A 15,204-nucleotide genomic window follows, 5' to 3' on the forward strand; every position below is an offset into this window, starting at 1 on the left:
CGGAGGCCCGATGCTAAGGGCGATTTATCGCGCGGCCTGGTGGCTGATCGCGCCGCTCGCGGTGCTGCGGCTGATGATCCGTTCGCGCCGCGAGCGTGGCTATCGCGAGCACGTCTGCGAGCGTTTCGGTCATAGCGCCGGGCGTCTGCCCGAGGACGACACGCCGCTGATCTGGGTGCATGCCGTCTCGGTCGGCGAGACGCGCGCGGCGCAGCCGCTGGTCGATGCGCTGCTGGCGGCGCGCCCCGATGCGCGCATCCTGCTCACGCACATGACGCCGGGCGGGCGCGCGACCGGCGAGCAACTGTTCGGCGATCGCGTGCTGCGCTGCTATCTGCCGTACGACATGCCGCATGCGGTGCGGCGCTTTCTGCGCACCTGGCGTCCCTCGCTCGGTCTCGTGATGGAGACCGAGGTGTGGCCCACGCTCATCGACGAATGCAAGCGCGCCGATGTCCCGCTCGTGCTGACCAACGCGCGCATGTCGGCGCGTTCGTTCAAGCGTGCGGCGAAGTTTGGCGCGGGCGCGCGCGAAGTGTTCGGCGGCTTTACGCGCGTGCTGGCGCAAAGTCCCGCCGATGCCGAGCGCCTGAGCACGCTGGGCGCGCGCAACGTGGCGGTGCTCGGCAATCTGAAGTTCGATATGGCGAGCCCGCCTGCGCTCGTCGCGCGCGGGCGCGACTGGCGCCGGGCGATCGGCACGCGGCCCGTGTGGGTGGCGGCGAGCACGCGCGAAGGCGAAGAGGAACTCGTGCTGGAGGCGTTCGCCGCACTCAAGGTGCCGGACGCGCTGCTGCTGCTCGTGCCGCGCCATCCGCAGCGTTTCGATGAAGTCGCGGCCCTCGTCACGCGCAAGAACTTCAAGCTGGAACGGCGCTCGCAGTGGGCGCCCGCGCCTTCGGTGGAAGGGCAGACGAATGTGCGCGCGTTGCCGCCGGACGTGAACGTGCTGCTTGGCGATTCGATGGGCGAAATGGGCGCGTATTACGCGGCCGCCGATCTGGCGTTTATCGGCGGAAGTCTGCTGCCGCTGGGCGGGCAGAATCTGATCGAAGCGTGCGCGGTGGGCACGCCGGTGCTGATCGGCCCGCACGTGTTCAACTTCACCCAGGCCACCGCCGATGCCGTGGCCGCAGGCGCGGCGCTGCAGGTGCAGGACCCGGCCGATCTGGCGCGCGCGCTGCGCGAACTGTTCGAAGACAAGTCGCGCCGCGTGACGATGGGCGCGGCGGCCTCCGCGTTTGCCGCGCGCCACCGTGGCGCGACGGCGCGCACGGTGGACGTGCTCACCACGCTGTTGCCCGAGCACGCTTCGGCGGCGCTCGATCTTTAAGCGCCGCCTTGAGCGCCTACGGTGCAAAGACTGCTGACGACACTCAGGCCGTCAGCAGTCCCTTCTTCTCGATGAAGGCAATCACCTGATCGAGGCCGTCGAGCGCCTTGAGATTGCACATCACAAACGGACGCTCGCCGCGCATCTTCTGCGCATCCGAGGCCATCACGTCCAGATTCGCACCCACCATCGGCGCGAGATCGGTCTTGTTGATCACCAGCAGATCCGATTTCGTGATGCCGGGGCCGCCCTTGCGCGGAATTTTCTCGCCGCCCGCCACGTCGATCACGTAAATCGTCAGGTCCGACAGCTCGGGGCTGAACGTGGCCGCGAGATTGTCGCCGCCCGATTCGATAAAGACGATATCGGCGTCGGGAAAGCGCGTGAGCATCTGGTCGACGGCTTCGAGGTTGATCGACGCATCTTCGCGGATCGCCGTGTGCGGGCAGCCGCCGGTTTCCACGCCCATGATGCGCTCGGCGGGCAGGGCGCCCGCGACCGTCAGCAGACGCTGATCTTCCTTCGTATAGATGTCGTTGGTGATGGCGACCAGGTCGTAACGCTCGCGCATGGCCTTGCAGAGCATTTCGAGCAGCGTGGTCTTGCCGGAGCCCACCGGGCCGCCGACGCCGACGCGCAGCGGCGGCAGTTTCTTGGTGCGTGTGTTGTTCATGAGTCGTGCGATGCGGATGAGGTCGGTTGCGTCAGTGCGTCAGTTGCGGTCAGGAGCGGAATAGCCGCGAATACTGCGATTCGTGCCGCGCGGACAGGATGCCGAGTTGCGGCGCAAAGGTATTGATCGACGCGGGCGGCGTGGCGAGCGCGCGGGCCACGGCGTCTTCGATGCGAGGCCGCAGCGCGACCACGATGCGTTGGCCCGCAAGCTGGCCGAGCGGCACGGCTTTTAGCGCCGCAGCCGTCTGGTTCTCGACCCAGCTGAAGGCGTAGGCCGCGAGCGTCGCCTCGGTGGAGGCCTCGTGCGCCCAGGCCGCGAATGCGAAAGCGGTGGGCTGCGCGATCGGCGTCATGCGTTCGAGCGTGGCGCGCCGCGTGGCATCGCTCCATTCCAGTTGCGCGCACAACTGACGCAGCGACCAGCCCATCTGCGCGGTCTCGCGACGCAATTCCGCCGACTCGCGGCTGGCGATGAATTCCGCGTTGGCGTCGATCAGCGCCTGGGTGGTTTCGGCATCGTGCGTGCGCCAGCGTTCGAGCTGATGCGCGAGGTAGGGCAACTCGCCGGGCGCGAGCACGTTGGCGAGACCGTTGGCGATCCAGTGCGCGGCATCGTCGGCATTGGCGATCATGCCGATGTCGATGGCCGCTTCCAGACCCTGCGAGTAGCTGAACGCGCCAATCGGTAGGGCCGGCGAGGCCAGATGCAGCAGCGCGGTGAGTTCAGCGATGTTCATGGCTGTGATCGTGCGCGTGGCCGTCGCAGTGCGCGTGGTCGTGCCCGCAGTCGTGGTCATGCGCGTGGTCGTGCGAATGATCGTGCGAGTGTGCGTGATCGTGCGCGTGCCCGTGATGCTCGTCGAACACGCGCTGCGCGAGCGCGTAGTCTTCGGCAAAGGTTTCGTCGTGGCCATGCCGATGACCGCCGCCGTACGCGCCCGCTTCGGGCTGGAACGGCAACTCCGCGCGCTCGACCTGCGCGCCCAGGCGCTTGAGCATGTCTTCCAGCACGGGATCGGCTTCGAGCTTCAGTTCATCCGTGCCCACTTCCACGGGCGTGTGGCGGTTGCCCAGGTGATAGGCGGCGCGCGTGAGCGTGAGGCGCTCGTGCGCGCGCACGCGCAGCACGCTTTGTGCGGCCGCGATCACGCGCACGAGACCGCCATCGTCGGCGACCAGCATGTCGCCTTCGCGCAGGATCGTGCCGCGCGGCAGCACGATGCCGACTTCTTCGCCGCTATCGAGCGTGGCCGCGAAGCGGCTCTTGCAGCGCATGTCGTACGGCAGCGTGAGCGTGGGCGCGCGCTTGACCAGCACGTTCGCGAGCTTTGCAGTGAGTCGTTTGTCGATCGTGCGCATATCAGAACTTCAAAATCGTCAGAACAGGAAATAGCGTTGCGCCATCGGCAGGACCGTGGCGGGTTCGCAGGTGAGCAATTGTCCATCGGCGACGACCTGATAGGTCTCGGGATCGACGCTGATCGACGGCTGCCACGCGTTGTGGATCATGTCGGCTTTCGTGACGTTGCGGCAGTTGCGTACCGCCACGATACGCTTTTGCAGACCGTAGCGCTCGGGCATGCCCAGATCGAGCGAAAGCTGCGAAACGAAGGTCAGCGAGGTCTGCGTGAGCGCACGTCCGCGCGTGCCGAACATCTCGCGATAATGCACCGGCTGCGGCGTGGGAATCGACGCGTTCGGGTCGCCCATCTGCGCGAGCGCGATCATGCCGCCCTTGAGAATGAGGGACGGTTTGATGCCGAAGAACGCCGGGTCCCAGAACACCAGATCGGCCCATTTGCCCGGCTCGATCGAACCCACCTCATGCGCGATGCCGTGCGTGAGCGCCGGATTGATCGTGTACTTGGCGACGTAGCGTTTCGCGCGGAAGTTGTCGTTGCGCGAACTGTCCTGGGGCAGCGCGCCGCGTTGCACCTTCATCTTGTGCGCGGTCTGCCACGTGCGGATGATCACTTCGCCCACGCGGCCCATTGCCTGGGAATCCGAAGAAAGCATCGATAGCGCGCCAAGATCGTGCAGGATGTCTTCTGCAGCGATGGTCTCGCGGCGGATGCGCGATTCGGCGAAGGCGATATCTTCGGCAATCGACGGATCGAGGTGATGGCAGACCATCAGCATGTCGAGGTGTTCGTCGAGCGTGTTGACGGTGTAAGGGCGCGTGGGATTGGTCGAGGAGGGCAGCACGTTCGCTTCGCCGCACACCTTGATGATGTCCGGTGCGTGGCCGCCGCCCGCGCCTTCGGTGTGATACGTGTGGATCGTGCGGCCCTTGAACGCGCCCACGGTGGCTTCGAGAAAGCCCGATTCGTTGAGCGTGTCGGTGTGGATCGCCACCTGCGTATCGGTTGCGTCTGCAACTGTCAGGCAGTTGTCGATGGCCGCGGGCGTCGAGCCCCAGTCCTCGTGCAGCTTGAGACCGATGGCGCCCGCGGCGATCTGTTCCTCCGCCGGCTTGGGCAGGCTCACATTGCCCTTGCCGAGAAAGCCCAGATTGATCGGCCAGCCGTCGGCGGCCTGCAGCATGCGCTCCATATGCCACGGACCCGGCGTGCAGGTGGTGGCGTTGGTGCCCGTCGCCGGGCCCGTGCCGCCGCCGAGCATCGTGGTCACGCCGCTCGCCAGCGCCTCGTCGATCTGCTGCGGGCTGATGAAGTGAATATGCGTGTCGATGCCGCCCGCCGTGACGATCTGGCCTTCGCCCGCGATTACTTCCGTCGACGCGCCGATCGGAATCGTCACGCCCGGCTGCACGTCGGGATTGCCCGCCTTGCCGATGCGCCAGACGCGGCCGTCCTTGATGCCGATGTCGGCTTTCACGATGCCCCAGTGATCGAGGATCACGGCATTGGTGACGACGGTGTCGGCCACTTCGGCGTGCAGGCGCTGCGACTGGCCCATGCCGTCGCGAATCACCTTGCCGCCGCCGAATTTCACTTCATCGCCATAGACGGTGTAGTCGCGCTCGATTTCGATGAGCAGGTCGGTGTCGGCGAGACGCACGCGGTCGCCGGTCGTGGGGCCGAACATCTCCGCATAGGCGCGGCGGCCGATCTTCAAAGTCATATCGGATTCCTGATGAATTCGAAACGTGATGCAGGCGTGCCGCTCAGAGCGGGCCCATCACCTTGCCGCTAAAGCCATAGACGGCGCGATCGCCCGCGAGCGCAACCAGTTCGACGGTGCGTTCCTGGCCGGGCTCGAAGCGCACGGCGGTGCCCGCCGCGATGTTCAGGCGAAAGCCGCGCGTGGTCTCGCGATCGAACGCCAGCGCGTCGTTGACTTCGTAGAAGTGGAAATGCGAGCCGATCTGCACGGGACGATCGCCCGTGTTCGCAACCGTCACGGTCACGGTTTTGCGGCCCACATTGAGTTCGATTTCGCCATCGTCGATCAGCATTTCGCCGGGGATCATGGTGGGTTCCTCGCGGCTCAGGGAATCGGATGGTGAACGGTGACGAGCTTGGTGCCGTCGGGGAAGGTGGCTTCGACCTGGATGTCCGGGATCATCTCGGGCACGCCGTCCATCACGTCGTCGCGCGTGAGCAGCGTGGTGCCGTAGTGCATGACCTCGGCGACGGTCTTGCCGTCGCGGGCCGCTTCCATCAGCGCGGCGCTGATGAAGGCCACCGCCTCGGGGTAATTGAGCTTGAGGCCGCGGGCGCGGCGCCTTTCGGCGAGCAGCGCGGCGGTGAAGATCAGGAGCTTGTCTTTCTCGCGTGGCGTGAGCTTCATCGTTCTGGGTCTTGGGTGTTCGCTGTGTATCGCTGTGTGCTTTTCTCGCGCGCGGGCGGGCAAGGCTGATGCAAAGCGAATACGCGCGCGCTCTGGATTTGTGCCAGATCAGCTTACGGGAGCCAGGTTACGGCCAGCTTGCAGCCTCGCACGTGAAACGCGCGAATCAGTGCAAGCTGACAGCAAGGGTTGTGCCAATGAAGGGGACAGCGTGAATGCACCATTTACAGTGCTGGGGCGCACTGTGATGGCGTTTTTTTGAGGCGATGTTGTGCATCGGCGCGCGGATGTGCGCCGTGATGGTGCGTGGGGGCTTACGTCGTCCAGAGACGCAGCGGCGCACTCTTGACGCCATGCACGAACGGGCGCAGTTGCGACCAGCATTGCGCCAGCGTGTTCTGCAGCGGTTCCATCGAGCGTGCGACCACGCGCACGAGCAGCACGCCCGGCGCGACACAACTCGCGCCCGAGCGCAGCGCATCGTCGAAGGGCAGCGTGGCGGCGAGGTCTTGCGCGAGCGCGTCGTTGCACGCGGGACCTATCGCCCACAGCACGCCGAAAGCGGGGTAGCCCGCGAGACCTTGTGGTGCGTCGCGCAGGGGATCGGCGGCGTCGATCAAGGCGCGCTCGAACCAGAGCAGTTGTTCTTCGGCTTCGGGCGTCGCGTCAGGTGCGGCTGCGCGCACGACGCGCGTGAGCGAGCGCACCATGCCCGCCGACCAGCGCTCGCCCGCCGCCTGGCGGCCAAGCTGCATGGCATCCCAGCCGATGGCGGTGGCGCCTTCGCCGAGCGTCAGCGCGAAGTCCAGTTCGGCGTGGGCGTGATCGAAGACGAGATTGTTCTGCGGCAGCCAGTCGAGTTTCGCGCCGGCGCCCAGGCGCACGTTGATGCGCTGGCGTGCGACGCGGCCGTTCGATTTGTACCACTTGGTCGCGCCTGGCGTGGTGACGACCGCATGCGCGCCATCGCCGACGTTGACGTCGATATCGAGCCGGTCGCCGCCCGCGATGCCGGCTGGCGGATGCACGATGACCGCGTGGCAGATCGCATCGCCTTCGGGGTACAGCGGTCGTTGCACGCGCAACGGCCCGACATGCAGCCGGTGCGTGAGCGCAGTGCGCGCTTCCTTCTGCAGCTCGAAGCCGAGTTCGAGTTTCGCGACCCATTCCGGCGGGGCGATGTTGCGCAACGTGGTGTTGGCGAGCGCGGCGTGATCTTCGTGGAGCGACATGCGCGATGAAGTGCGAAAGCTAGGACAGGTGGCGAGGATAGCACGCGTGCCAGTGGGCGCCGATCGGACGAAAATCAGGCGCCGGGAAGCCGGCGCGCGCGTAGCAGTCCTTTTTTCGCTGGCCCCTCAAACCGCAATCAACTCGCGCACGCCATTTGCGTCCATCTGCGCGCCTTCACCACCGGCCACAATCTCGCCGCGACTCATCACCCAGTAGCGGTCCGCAATCGCCTTCGCGAAGTCGTAATACTGCTCCACCAGCAGCACGGTGAGATTCATCTCTTCCACCAGCCTGCGCAGCGTGCGCCCGATATCCTGAATGATCGACGGTTGAATGCCTTCGGTCGGTTCATCGAGAATCAGCAGTTTCGGATCGCTCATCAGCGCGCGGCCGATCGCGAGTTGCTGCTGCTGCCCGCCGGAAAGATCGCCGCCGCGTCGCGCCTTCATATCCTTGAGCACGGGAAAGAGCGTGTAGATATGCTCGGGCACGCCTTTAGGCATGCGCTTTTTGCTCGCCGCACCCACGAGCAGATTTTCTTCGACGCTCAGGCGCGGAAAAATGTCGCGGCCTTGCGGCACATACGCAAGCCCCTGCGCGACACGCGCATGCGTCGGCAGTTTCGTCAGCGCATGCTCGCCCCAGGCGATCGTGCCGCTTTTGGTCGGCACCACGCCCATCAGGCAGCGCAGCAGCGTGGTCTTGCCCACGCCGTTGCGGCCGAGCAGCACGGTCAGTTCGCCTTGCGGCACCGTCATCGAGACATTGCGCAGGATGTGGCTGCCGCCGTAATACTGGTTCAGCGATTCGATATTCAGCATGGCTAAAGATATCCGTTGATATCCGGTGGTGACGCGTTCAGCGTCCCAGATACGATTCGATCACGGTTTCGTCGCGTTTCACTTCGTCGAGCGTGCCGTGCGCGAGCACGCGGCCCTCGGCCATCACCGTGACGCGGCCGGTCTCGCCTGCCAGCGCGGCGACAAATTCCATGTCGTGCTCGACCACCATCATCGAGCAACTGCCGCGCAGGCGGTTGAGCAGGGCGGCGAGTTCCATGGTTTCGTCGTCGGTCATGCCGGCGGCGGGTTCGTCGAGCAGCAGCAGTTGCGGCTTTTGCATCAGCAACATGCCGATTTCGAGCCGCTGTTTCTGTCCGTGCGAAAGCTCGCCCGCCAGACGCCGCGCATCGCTCTCCAGCCGGATGATTTCCAGCGTCTGCTCGATCTTCGCCTGGGCGTCGCGGTCGAGCCGCGCGCGCAAGGTGGCGAACCAGCCTTTATCGGCCTTCATCGCCAGTTCGAGGTTTTCCCACACCGGATGCTGCTCGAACACGGTCGGCTTCTGGAACTTGCGGCCGATGCCCGCGCGCGCGATCGACGGTTCGTTCATGCGCGTGAGGTCGAGCGTCTGGCCGAGAAAGACCTTGCCCGAATCGGGCGAAGTCTTGCCGGTGATGACGTCCATCATCGTGGTCTTGCCCGCGCCGTTCGGGCCGATCACGCAGCGCAACTCGCCCGCGTCGATGGCGAGCGACAGCTGGTTGAGCGCGCGAAAGCCGTCGAAGCTCACGGTCACGTCTTCCAGATAGAGGATCGTGCCGTGCGAGATGTCGATGGCGCCGGGCTCCACCACATGGCCCATGCTGGCCACGCCCGAAACGGTGAGCGTGTCCGCTTCGTCGAACGGGTTGTGATTGAGCGGGTCGTTGAGCAAAACGTGTCCGTTCATGTGCGTTTGCCTCCGAGACGTTTCATCGCCGCTTCGATCAGGCCCATGATGCCGTTGGGCAGCAACAACGGCACTAGCACGAAGATGAGGCCGAGAAAGAACAGCCAGTATTCGGCGAAATAGGCCGTGAAAAAGCTCTTCGCGCCGTTGACCGCGAAGGCGCCGATGATCGGGCCGATCAGCGTGCCGCGTCCGCCCACGGCCACCCAGATCGCCATTTCGATCGAGTTGCCCGGCGACATTTCACTCGGGTTAATGATGCCGACCTGCGGCACGTAAAGCGCACCGGCAATCCCGCACAGCACGGCCGAAAGCGTCCAGATAAAGAGCTTGTAGCCGAGCGGGCTGTAGCCCAGAAACATGAGGCGAGTCTCACCATCGCGCACGGCGGTCACCACGCGGCCGAGCTTCGAGGTGACGATCGCGCGCGCGCCGAGAAACGCGAGCACGAGCACCGCGAAGGTCATCAGGAACAGCACGGTACGCGTGCCCGGATGCGTGATCGGCATGCCCGCGATGCGTTTGAAATCGGTGAAGCCGTTATTGCCGCCGAAGCCCGTTTCGTTGCGATAGAACAGCAGCATCGCGGCGAAGGTCATGGCCTGCGTGATGATCGACAGATACACGCCTTTCACGCGCGAGCGGAACGTGAAGAAGCCGAACACCCACGCGACCACGGCGGGCACCAGCACGACCAGCAGCAGCGCGACGCCCAGGTGCTGCGTGCCCTGCCAGTACCACGGCAGCGAATGCCAGTCGAGAAACACCATGAAGTCGGGCAGATCGCTGCCGTATTTGCCGTCGTGGCCGATCTCGCGCATCAGATACATGCCGATGGCGTAGCCGCCCAGCGCGAAGAAAAGACCATGGCCGAGGCTCAGAATGCCGCAATAACCCCAGACGAGATCGAGCGCGAGCGCCGCGATTGCGTAGCACATCAGCTTGCCCACGAGCGTCATCGTGTAGGCGGAAAGATGCAGCGCGCTCGATTGCGGCAGCACCAGCGCGCACAGCGGCACGCCCACGCCCATCGCGCTGATGAGCGCGATCAGCGCAAGCCACGCGCGGCGCGAGAGCAGGGCGGGGCGCGCGGGCAGGCCGAGCGCGAAGGTCTCGGCGGCGCTGTCGTGCGCGCCGAGCGTATGACGCGGCGAAGTGGAAGTGGCGACAGTCATGTTCAAGCCTCCGCGCTACGGCCCTTGAGGGCGAACAGCCCCTGCGGACGCTTCTGGATAAACAGCACGATCAGCACGAGCACGGCAATCTTCGCGAGCACCGCGCCCCAGAACGGCTCGATCGCCTTCGACACCAGCCCGAGGCCGAAACCGCCGATCACCGTGCCCGCGATCTGCCCCACGCCGCCCAGCACCACGGCCATGAACGAATCGATGATGTAGCTCTGGCCGAGGTCCGGCCCGACGTTACCGATCTGCGACAGCGCGCAGCCGCCCAGACCCGCGATGCCCGCGCCGAACGCGAACGCCCACGCATCGACGCGTGCAGTACGCACGCCCACGCAGGCGGCCATGCGGCGATTCTGCGTGACGGCGCGCACAAAGAGGCCCAGGCGCGTCTTCGTCAGCACGGTCCACGCAATGCCCACGACGATCAGCGAGAACGCCAGAATCGCGAGCCGGTTGTACGGCAGGATGAGGTTCTGCATCACGGTCACGCCGCCGCTCATCCAGGCGGGGTTTTCGACCTGCACGTTCTGCGCGCCGAACAGCATGCGCGTGGCCTGAATCAGGATCAGGCTGATGCCGAAGGTGGTCAGCAGCGTCTCCAGCGGACGGCCATAAAGATGGCGGATCACCAGCCGCTCGATCACCGCGCCGATCAGCGCCGCCGTGATGAACGAAGCCGGAATCGCCAGCAGCGGATACCAGTCGAATGCGCCGGGGGCGTAGCGCTGGAACAGCGTTTGCACCACATACGTTGCGTACGCACCGATCATCAGGAACTCGCCGTGCGCCATATTGATGACGCCGATCAGCCCATAGGTGATGGCAAGACCGAGCGCCGCGAGCAGCAGCACGCTGCCAAGCGACAGCCCCGCGAACAGCGTGCCGAAGATTTCGCTGCGGCGCTGGATCGAATCGAGCGCCTCGATGCCTTGCTGCGCGGTGGCGCGCACATCGGCATCGGGTTCGTTGAAGGCGCCGCTTGCGTTCTTCGCAACCAGCGGACGCAGCAGTTCGTACATGTCCAGATCGTGGCGCGCCGCGACCAGCTTCGCGGCTTCGAGACGCGTCGCCGTGTCGGGGTCGTGCAGCGCCGTCATGGCCCAGAGCGTGTCGAGGCGGCGCTTGAGCGCGGGATCGGTTTCCTTCGCGCGGGCCGCGTCGATCATCGGCTTCATCGACGGATCGGGGTTCTTCAGCAATTCGGCGATGGCGGCGCGGCGCGTTTGCACATCGGGCGCCGCGAGTTGCAGGCCCGAAAGCGCGCCCGCGACCTTGGAGCGCAACTGGTTGTTGAGCGTGATCGGTTGCGCGCTGGCCGCCACATTCGCGGCGACGGCTTTGCCCGTTGCCGCGTCGCGCGCGCTTTGGCCATCCGTGCCGTCCTGAACCAGCACTTCGCCGGCGTCCGTCGCGGTGACGTTGTCTTCCGATAAAGCCTTCAGGAGTGCGAGCGAAGCAGCGTCGTGCGTGGCGATGAGTTTGTCGATGGCGGCGGATTTCGCGTCGAAGTCATCGGCGCCGAGCGGCGCGACATCGGCGGCTTCGAGCGCATGCGCGCTTGCGCCAAACATCGCAAAGAGCGCAGCGGCGGCGAGCGCATGGCGCAGCCCCGTGCGGGCAAACCTCGAGATTGAGAGAGCCATGATGTTTTCTTCTTGATGCGGAGCGCGCGGCAATGTGCAGTCGAACAGCAGTCGAACTGCAGTCGAAGTACGATGCCGCGCGTCCCGTCGGGCAGATCACGCGCGTCACGCAAGCCGCTATGCGTGAAGCGCCGGTGCTTCAATCGAACATCGCCGGCTTGTTATGCCGTGCGCGAACGGCGCAGGAATGCGGGCAGCACGTCTTGCGTCACGACATCGGGCTTGCCTTCGTTGCCGGCGATAAACGGGCTCCACGGCTGCGCGCGAATCGCCGTTTTGGTCTTCCACACCACGTTGAACTGACCGTCGCCGCGAATTTCGCCGATCATCACCGGCTTGTGCAGATGGTGATTGCCGTCCATCGTCAGCGTGAAGCCCGAAGGCGCGGCCACGCTCTGGCCGATCATCGCCGTGCGAACCTTGTCGACATCGGTGCTCTTGGCCTTCTCCACGGCCTGCTTCCACATATGGATGCCGACGAACGTCGCTTCCATCGGATCGTTGGTGACGCGCTTCGCGCCGCCCGGCAGGTTGTTGGTCTTCACCCAGGCTTCGAACTGATCCTTGAACTTCGTGTTCTGCGCGCCCTTCACCGACATGAAGTAATTCCACGCCGCCAGATGGCCGACGAGCGGCTTCGTGTCGATGCCGCGCAGTTCTTCTTCGCCCACCGAGAACGCCACCACCGGCACGTCCGTGGCCTTGATGCCCTGATTGCCGAGCTCCTTGTAGAAGGGCACATTCGAATCGCCGTTGATGGTCGAGATCACCGTGGTCTTGCCGCCTTGCGAGAAGGTCTTGATGTTCGCGACGATGGTCTGATAGTCGCTATGACCGAACGGCGTGTAGACCTCCTGAATATCGCTGTCCTTCACGCCCTTCGAGTGCAGGAAGGCGCGCAGGATCTTGTTGGTCGTGCGCGGATACACATAGTCGGTGCCCAGCAGGAAGAAGCGCTTGGCGCTGCCGCCTTCGGCGCTCATCAGATATTCCACCGCCGGAATGGCCTGTTGATTGGGCGCTGCGCCGGTGTAGAACACGTTGCGCGACATTTCCTCGCCTTCGTATTGCACGGGGTAATAGAGCAGGCCATTGAGTTCTTCGAACACCGGCAGCACCGATTTGCGCGACACCGACGTCCAGCAACCGAACACGCACGCGACCTTGTCCTGCGTGAGCAACTGGCGCGCTTTCTCGGCGAACAGCGGCCAGTTCGACGCCGGGTCCACCACCACGGGCTGGATCTGGCGGCCCATCACGCCGCCGTTCTTGTTGATGTCGGAGATCGTCATCAACGCGGTGTCTTTGAGCGAGGTCTCGGAGATCGCCATCGTGCCCGAGAGCGAATGCAGAATGCCGACCTTGATGGGGCCGCTGCCGGTGTCGGCGTGTGCGAAGGGCACGCGCCCTGCGACTGCGAGTGCGCCCGACATCGTCCCGAATTTCAACAGACTGCGACGTTTCATTGCATTGCCCCTATGGGTGAAGTCATGGTCGTGGCGCATCTGGTTATGCGCCGCCTGTTCGAGTCAGCGTGTTGCGTTGTTGTGTTGCAGCGTTGCGGGGCTATTACTGCAAGGGTTGTGCCAGTCGCTTGAATCAGCGCGACACCGGCAGCAGCAAGGCATGGACGCTGTGCATGACGTGCTGCACGGCGCAAAAAGGCGGGCGAATCTGGTGCAGCGGGACGCATGTTCGGGCGCGTTGCATCGTTGCAGTGCGCCATCGCAAAGCACCGCGGTGCATGACGATGCGTAGTGCTTATGCGGGTGTGCAGACGCGCTGCTTCGTTGTGCATGTGCATGTGCGCGGGTGTCTGCCTACACTGAAAGTCGATGCTGTCTGTCTGACGCAGCCGCGAAGCGCTGACGACGTTGCCGTGCAATGCCAGGCTCACCGAACCCAAGGAGATGCAGATGAATGCCAGCCTGCCCGATCTGTCCGCGTTCTGGATGCCCTTCACCGCGAACCGGCAGTTCAAGAGGGCGCCGCGCCTGCTGGTCGGCGCGAAGGGGATGTACTACACGTCGCACGACGCCCGGCAAGTGCTGGATGGCACGGCCGGGCTCTGGTGCGTGAACGCGGGACACTGTCGCGAGGAAATCGTCGCGGCGGTGAAAGCGCAAGCCGAGGAAATGGACTTCGCGCCGACTTTCCAGATGGGCCACCCGATCGCCTTCGAGGCGGCGGAGAAAATCGCGAAGCACACGCCCGGCGATCTCAAGCACATCTTCTTCACGAACTCGGGATCGGAGGCGGTGGATACGGCGCTCAAGATCGCGCTGGCGTTTCATCGCGCGCGCGGCGAAGGGCAGCGCACGCGTTTCATCGGGCGCGAGCGCGGTTATCACGGCGTGGGCTTCGGCGGGATTTCGGTGGGCGGCATCGCGCCCAATCGCAAGATGTACTCGGGGCAGTTGCTGCCCTCGGTCGATCATCTGCCGCATACGCTCAATATTCGCGAGGCCGGTTTTACGAAGGGCCAGCCCGTGTGGGGCGCGCATCTCGCCGACGATCTCGAACGCCTGTGCGCGCTGCACGACGCCTCGACGATCGCCGCCGTGATCGTCGAACCGGTGGCGGGCTCGACCGGCGTGCTGATTCCGCCGCAAGGCTATCTGCAGCGTCTGCGCGAGATCTGCGACAAGCACGACATCCTGCTGATCTTCGACGAAGTCATCACCGGCTGGGGCCGTCTGGGCGCGCCGTTCGCGTCCAATTACTTCGGCGTCACGCCCGATCTGCTGACGATGGCCAAAGGCACCAACAACGCCGCCGTGCCGATGGGCGCCGTGGCCGCGAGCGCGCGCATTCACGACCAGATCGTGGGCGCGGCGCCTGGCGGCATCGAGCTATTTCACGGCTACACGTATTCGGGGCATCCGGTTGCCGCGGCGGCAGCTTGCGCGACCATCGACCTCTACGAGCGCGAAGGTCTGTTCGGCCGCGCCGCGCAGAGTGCGCCGATCTTCGAGCGCGAGATCCACAAGCTGCGCGGCGAACCGCATGTAATCGACGTGCGCAATCTGGGGCTGGTGGGCGGCGTGGAACTGGAGCCGCGCGAAGGCGCGCCCGGCGCGCGCGCCTACGAGACCTTTGTGCGCTGTTATCAGAAGGGCGTGCTGATCCGCTATACGGGCGATATCCTGGCGTTCTCGCCGCCGCTGATCGTCGACGAAAAGCAGATCGAGGAGATTTTTTCGACCGTCGCGCTGGTGCTGCGCGAAGTGGATTGAAGGCGCGCCCGCAATGAAAAAGGGCGCGGCCTGTGCAAGCCGCGCCCTTTGCGTGTTGTGATCCGGCGGATCGTGCCGCGATCAGTAAGTCGGCACTTTCGGGTCGACCTGACGCGACCAGGCGTCGATGCCGCCTTGCAGATTGAACACCTTCGTGAAGCCGCGCGATTCCAGGAACATCGCGACCTGGGCGCTGCGCGCGCCGTGATGGCAGATGCAGACGACTTCGGCTTCGTCGTCCAGTTCTTCGCTACGCGCGGGAATCTGCGCCATCGGGATCGAGACGATGCCGTCGATCTTCGCCGTTTCGATTTCCCACGGCTCGCGCACGTCGAGCAGGATGGGCGCGGGGCGCGACGAGTCGGCGAGCCATTCGGCGAGGGCGGGGGCGGTCAGGATCTGCATGAAAGACTCAA

Annotated in this window: 15 protein-coding genes; 2 read left to right on the plus strand and 13 right to left on the minus strand. The window is 65.0% G+C overall.

What is annotated here, in order from left to right; all coding sequences use genetic code 11:
* Positions 1 to 10 precede the first annotated feature (10 nt).
* Complete coding sequence (gene waaA, locus U5A67_RS01875) at positions 11 to 1,333, plus strand: lipid IV(A) 3-deoxy-D-manno-octulosonic acid transferase (RefSeq protein WP_321814322.1); 1,323 nt, start codon at positions 11 to 13, stop codon at positions 1,331 to 1,333.
* A gap of 43 nt (positions 1,334 to 1,376) precedes the next feature.
* Here waaA and ureG read toward each other — a convergent pair whose 3' ends face one another.
* The 12 genes from ureG to urtA form a co-directional block, all read right to left on the minus strand.
* The gene (ureG, locus tag U5A67_RS01880) at positions 1,377 to 2,006 is read right to left on the minus strand and encodes an urease accessory protein UreG (RefSeq protein WP_205981209.1); all 630 of its coding nucleotides are present in this window, start codon (positions 2,004 to 2,006) and stop codon (positions 1,377 to 1,379) included.
* 49 nt (positions 2,007 to 2,055) lie between these two features.
* Positions 2,056 to 2,745, minus strand: coding sequence for an urease accessory protein UreF (locus tag U5A67_RS01885; RefSeq protein ID WP_321814436.1), 690 nt, complete (start codon positions 2,743 to 2,745; stop codon positions 2,056 to 2,058).
* Complete coding sequence (ureE, locus tag U5A67_RS01890) at positions 2,732 to 3,367, minus strand: urease accessory protein UreE (RefSeq protein WP_205981208.1); 636 nt, start codon at positions 3,365 to 3,367, stop codon at positions 2,732 to 2,734. Before ureE ends, U5A67_RS01885 begins: the two co-directional genes overlap by 14 nt.
* An 18-nt stretch (positions 3,368 to 3,385) precedes the next feature.
* Complete coding sequence (gene ureC, locus U5A67_RS01895; RefSeq protein ID WP_321814323.1) at positions 3,386 to 5,092, minus strand: urease subunit alpha; 1,707 nt, start codon at positions 5,090 to 5,092, stop codon at positions 3,386 to 3,388.
* A gap of 43 nt (positions 5,093 to 5,135) precedes the next feature.
* Positions 5,136 to 5,441, minus strand: coding sequence for an urease subunit beta (locus U5A67_RS01900; RefSeq protein ID WP_321814324.1), 306 nt, complete (start codon positions 5,439 to 5,441; stop codon positions 5,136 to 5,138).
* A gap of 17 nt (positions 5,442 to 5,458) precedes the next feature.
* Entirely contained in the window at positions 5,459 to 5,761 is a 303-nt protein-coding gene (gene ureA / locus U5A67_RS01905) for an urease subunit gamma (RefSeq protein ID WP_065057295.1), read from the minus strand.
* Between the two features lie 314 nt (positions 5,762 to 6,075).
* Complete coding sequence (locus U5A67_RS01910; RefSeq protein WP_321814325.1) at positions 6,076 to 6,993, minus strand: urease accessory protein UreD; 918 nt, start codon at positions 6,991 to 6,993, stop codon at positions 6,076 to 6,078.
* 126 nt (positions 6,994 to 7,119) lie between these two features.
* The gene (gene urtE / locus U5A67_RS01915; RefSeq protein WP_321814326.1) at positions 7,120 to 7,815 is read right to left on the minus strand and encodes an urea ABC transporter ATP-binding subunit UrtE; all 696 of its coding nucleotides are present in this window, start codon (positions 7,813 to 7,815) and stop codon (positions 7,120 to 7,122) included.
* 37 nt (positions 7,816 to 7,852) lie between these two features.
* On the minus strand, positions 7,853 to 8,638 hold the full coding sequence (gene urtD / locus U5A67_RS01920) for an urea ABC transporter ATP-binding protein UrtD (protein WP_241023189.1): 786 nt from the start codon (positions 8,636 to 8,638) through the stop codon (positions 7,853 to 7,855).
* Between the two features lie 83 nt (positions 8,639 to 8,721).
* The gene (gene urtC / locus U5A67_RS01925) at positions 8,722 to 9,900 is read right to left on the minus strand and encodes an urea ABC transporter permease subunit UrtC (RefSeq protein ID WP_321814327.1); all 1,179 of its coding nucleotides are present in this window, start codon (positions 9,898 to 9,900) and stop codon (positions 8,722 to 8,724) included.
* A gap of 2 nt (positions 9,901 to 9,902) precedes the next feature.
* Entirely contained in the window at positions 9,903 to 11,552 is a 1,650-nt protein-coding gene (gene urtB, locus U5A67_RS01930) for an urea ABC transporter permease subunit UrtB (RefSeq protein WP_321814328.1), read from the minus strand.
* 161 nt (positions 11,553 to 11,713) lie between these two features.
* Positions 11,714 to 13,018, minus strand: a complete 1,305-nt coding sequence (urtA, locus tag U5A67_RS01935) for an urea ABC transporter substrate-binding protein (RefSeq protein WP_205981199.1) — start codon at positions 13,016 to 13,018, stop codon at positions 11,714 to 11,716.
* A gap of 450 nt (positions 13,019 to 13,468) precedes the next feature.
* Here urtA and U5A67_RS01940 point away from each other — a divergent pair, with 450 nt between their 5' ends.
* Complete coding sequence (locus tag U5A67_RS01940; protein ID WP_241023168.1) at positions 13,469 to 14,788, plus strand: aspartate aminotransferase family protein; 1,320 nt, start codon at positions 13,469 to 13,471, stop codon at positions 14,786 to 14,788.
* Between the two features lie 81 nt (positions 14,789 to 14,869).
* Here the strand turns inward: U5A67_RS01940 and U5A67_RS01945 are convergent, their stop codons facing one another.
* Complete coding sequence (locus tag U5A67_RS01945) at positions 14,870 to 15,193, minus strand: rhodanese-like domain-containing protein (RefSeq protein WP_205981197.1); 324 nt, start codon at positions 15,191 to 15,193, stop codon at positions 14,870 to 14,872.
* Positions 15,194 to 15,204: the final 11 nt, after the last annotated feature.

It is taken from the genome of Paraburkholderia sp. J69-1, from assembly GCF_905220255.1.
Classification (GTDB): domain Bacteria; phylum Pseudomonadota; class Gammaproteobacteria; order Burkholderiales; family Burkholderiaceae; genus Paraburkholderia.

Coding starts and splice junctions, on each gene's coding strand:
- ureA (WP_065057295.1), bottom strand. CDS start 5,761: ATGAAGCTCACGCCACGCGAGAAAGACAAGCTCCTGATCTTCACCGCC.
- U5A67_RS01945 (WP_205981197.1), bottom strand. CDS start 15,193: ATGCAGATCCTGACCGCCCCCGCCCTCGCCGAATGGCTCGCCGACTCG.
- urtB (WP_321814328.1), bottom strand. CDS start 11,552: ATGGCTCTCTCAATCTCGAGGTTTGCCCGCACGGGGCTGCGCCATGCG.
- ureC (WP_321814323.1), bottom strand. CDS start 5,092: ATGACTTTGAAGATCGGCCGCCGCGCCTATGCGGAGATGTTCGGCCCC.
- urtE (WP_321814326.1), bottom strand. CDS start 7,815: ATGCTGAATATCGAATCGCTGAACCAGTATTACGGCGGCAGCCACATC.
- ureE (WP_205981208.1), bottom strand. CDS start 3,367: ATGCGCACGATCGACAAACGACTCACTGCAAAGCTCGCGAACGTGCTG.
- ureG (WP_205981209.1), bottom strand. CDS start 2,006: ATGAACAACACACGCACCAAGAAACTGCCGCCGCTGCGCGTCGGCGTC.
- urtD (WP_241023189.1), bottom strand. CDS start 8,638: ATGGGCCATGTGGTGGAGCCCGGCGCCATCGACATCTCGCACGGCACG.
- urtC (WP_321814327.1), bottom strand. CDS start 9,900: ATGACTGTCGCCACTTCCACTTCGCCGCGTCATACGCTCGGCGCGCAC.
- U5A67_RS01885 (WP_321814436.1), bottom strand. CDS start 2,745: ATGAACATCGCTGAACTCACCGCGCTGCTGCATCTGGCCTCGCCGGCC.
- urtA (WP_205981199.1), bottom strand. CDS start 13,018: ATGAAACGTCGCAGTCTGTTGAAATTCGGGACGATGTCGGGCGCACTC.
- U5A67_RS01900 (WP_321814324.1), bottom strand. CDS start 5,441: ATGATCCCCGGCGAAATGCTGATCGACGATGGCGAAATCGAACTCAAT.
- waaA (WP_321814322.1), top strand. CDS start 11: ATGCTAAGGGCGATTTATCGCGCGGCCTGGTGGCTGATCGCGCCGCTC.
- U5A67_RS01940 (WP_241023168.1), top strand. CDS start 13,469: ATGAATGCCAGCCTGCCCGATCTGTCCGCGTTCTGGATGCCCTTCACC.
- U5A67_RS01910 (WP_321814325.1), bottom strand. CDS start 6,993: ATGTCGCTCCACGAAGATCACGCCGCGCTCGCCAACACCACGTTGCGC.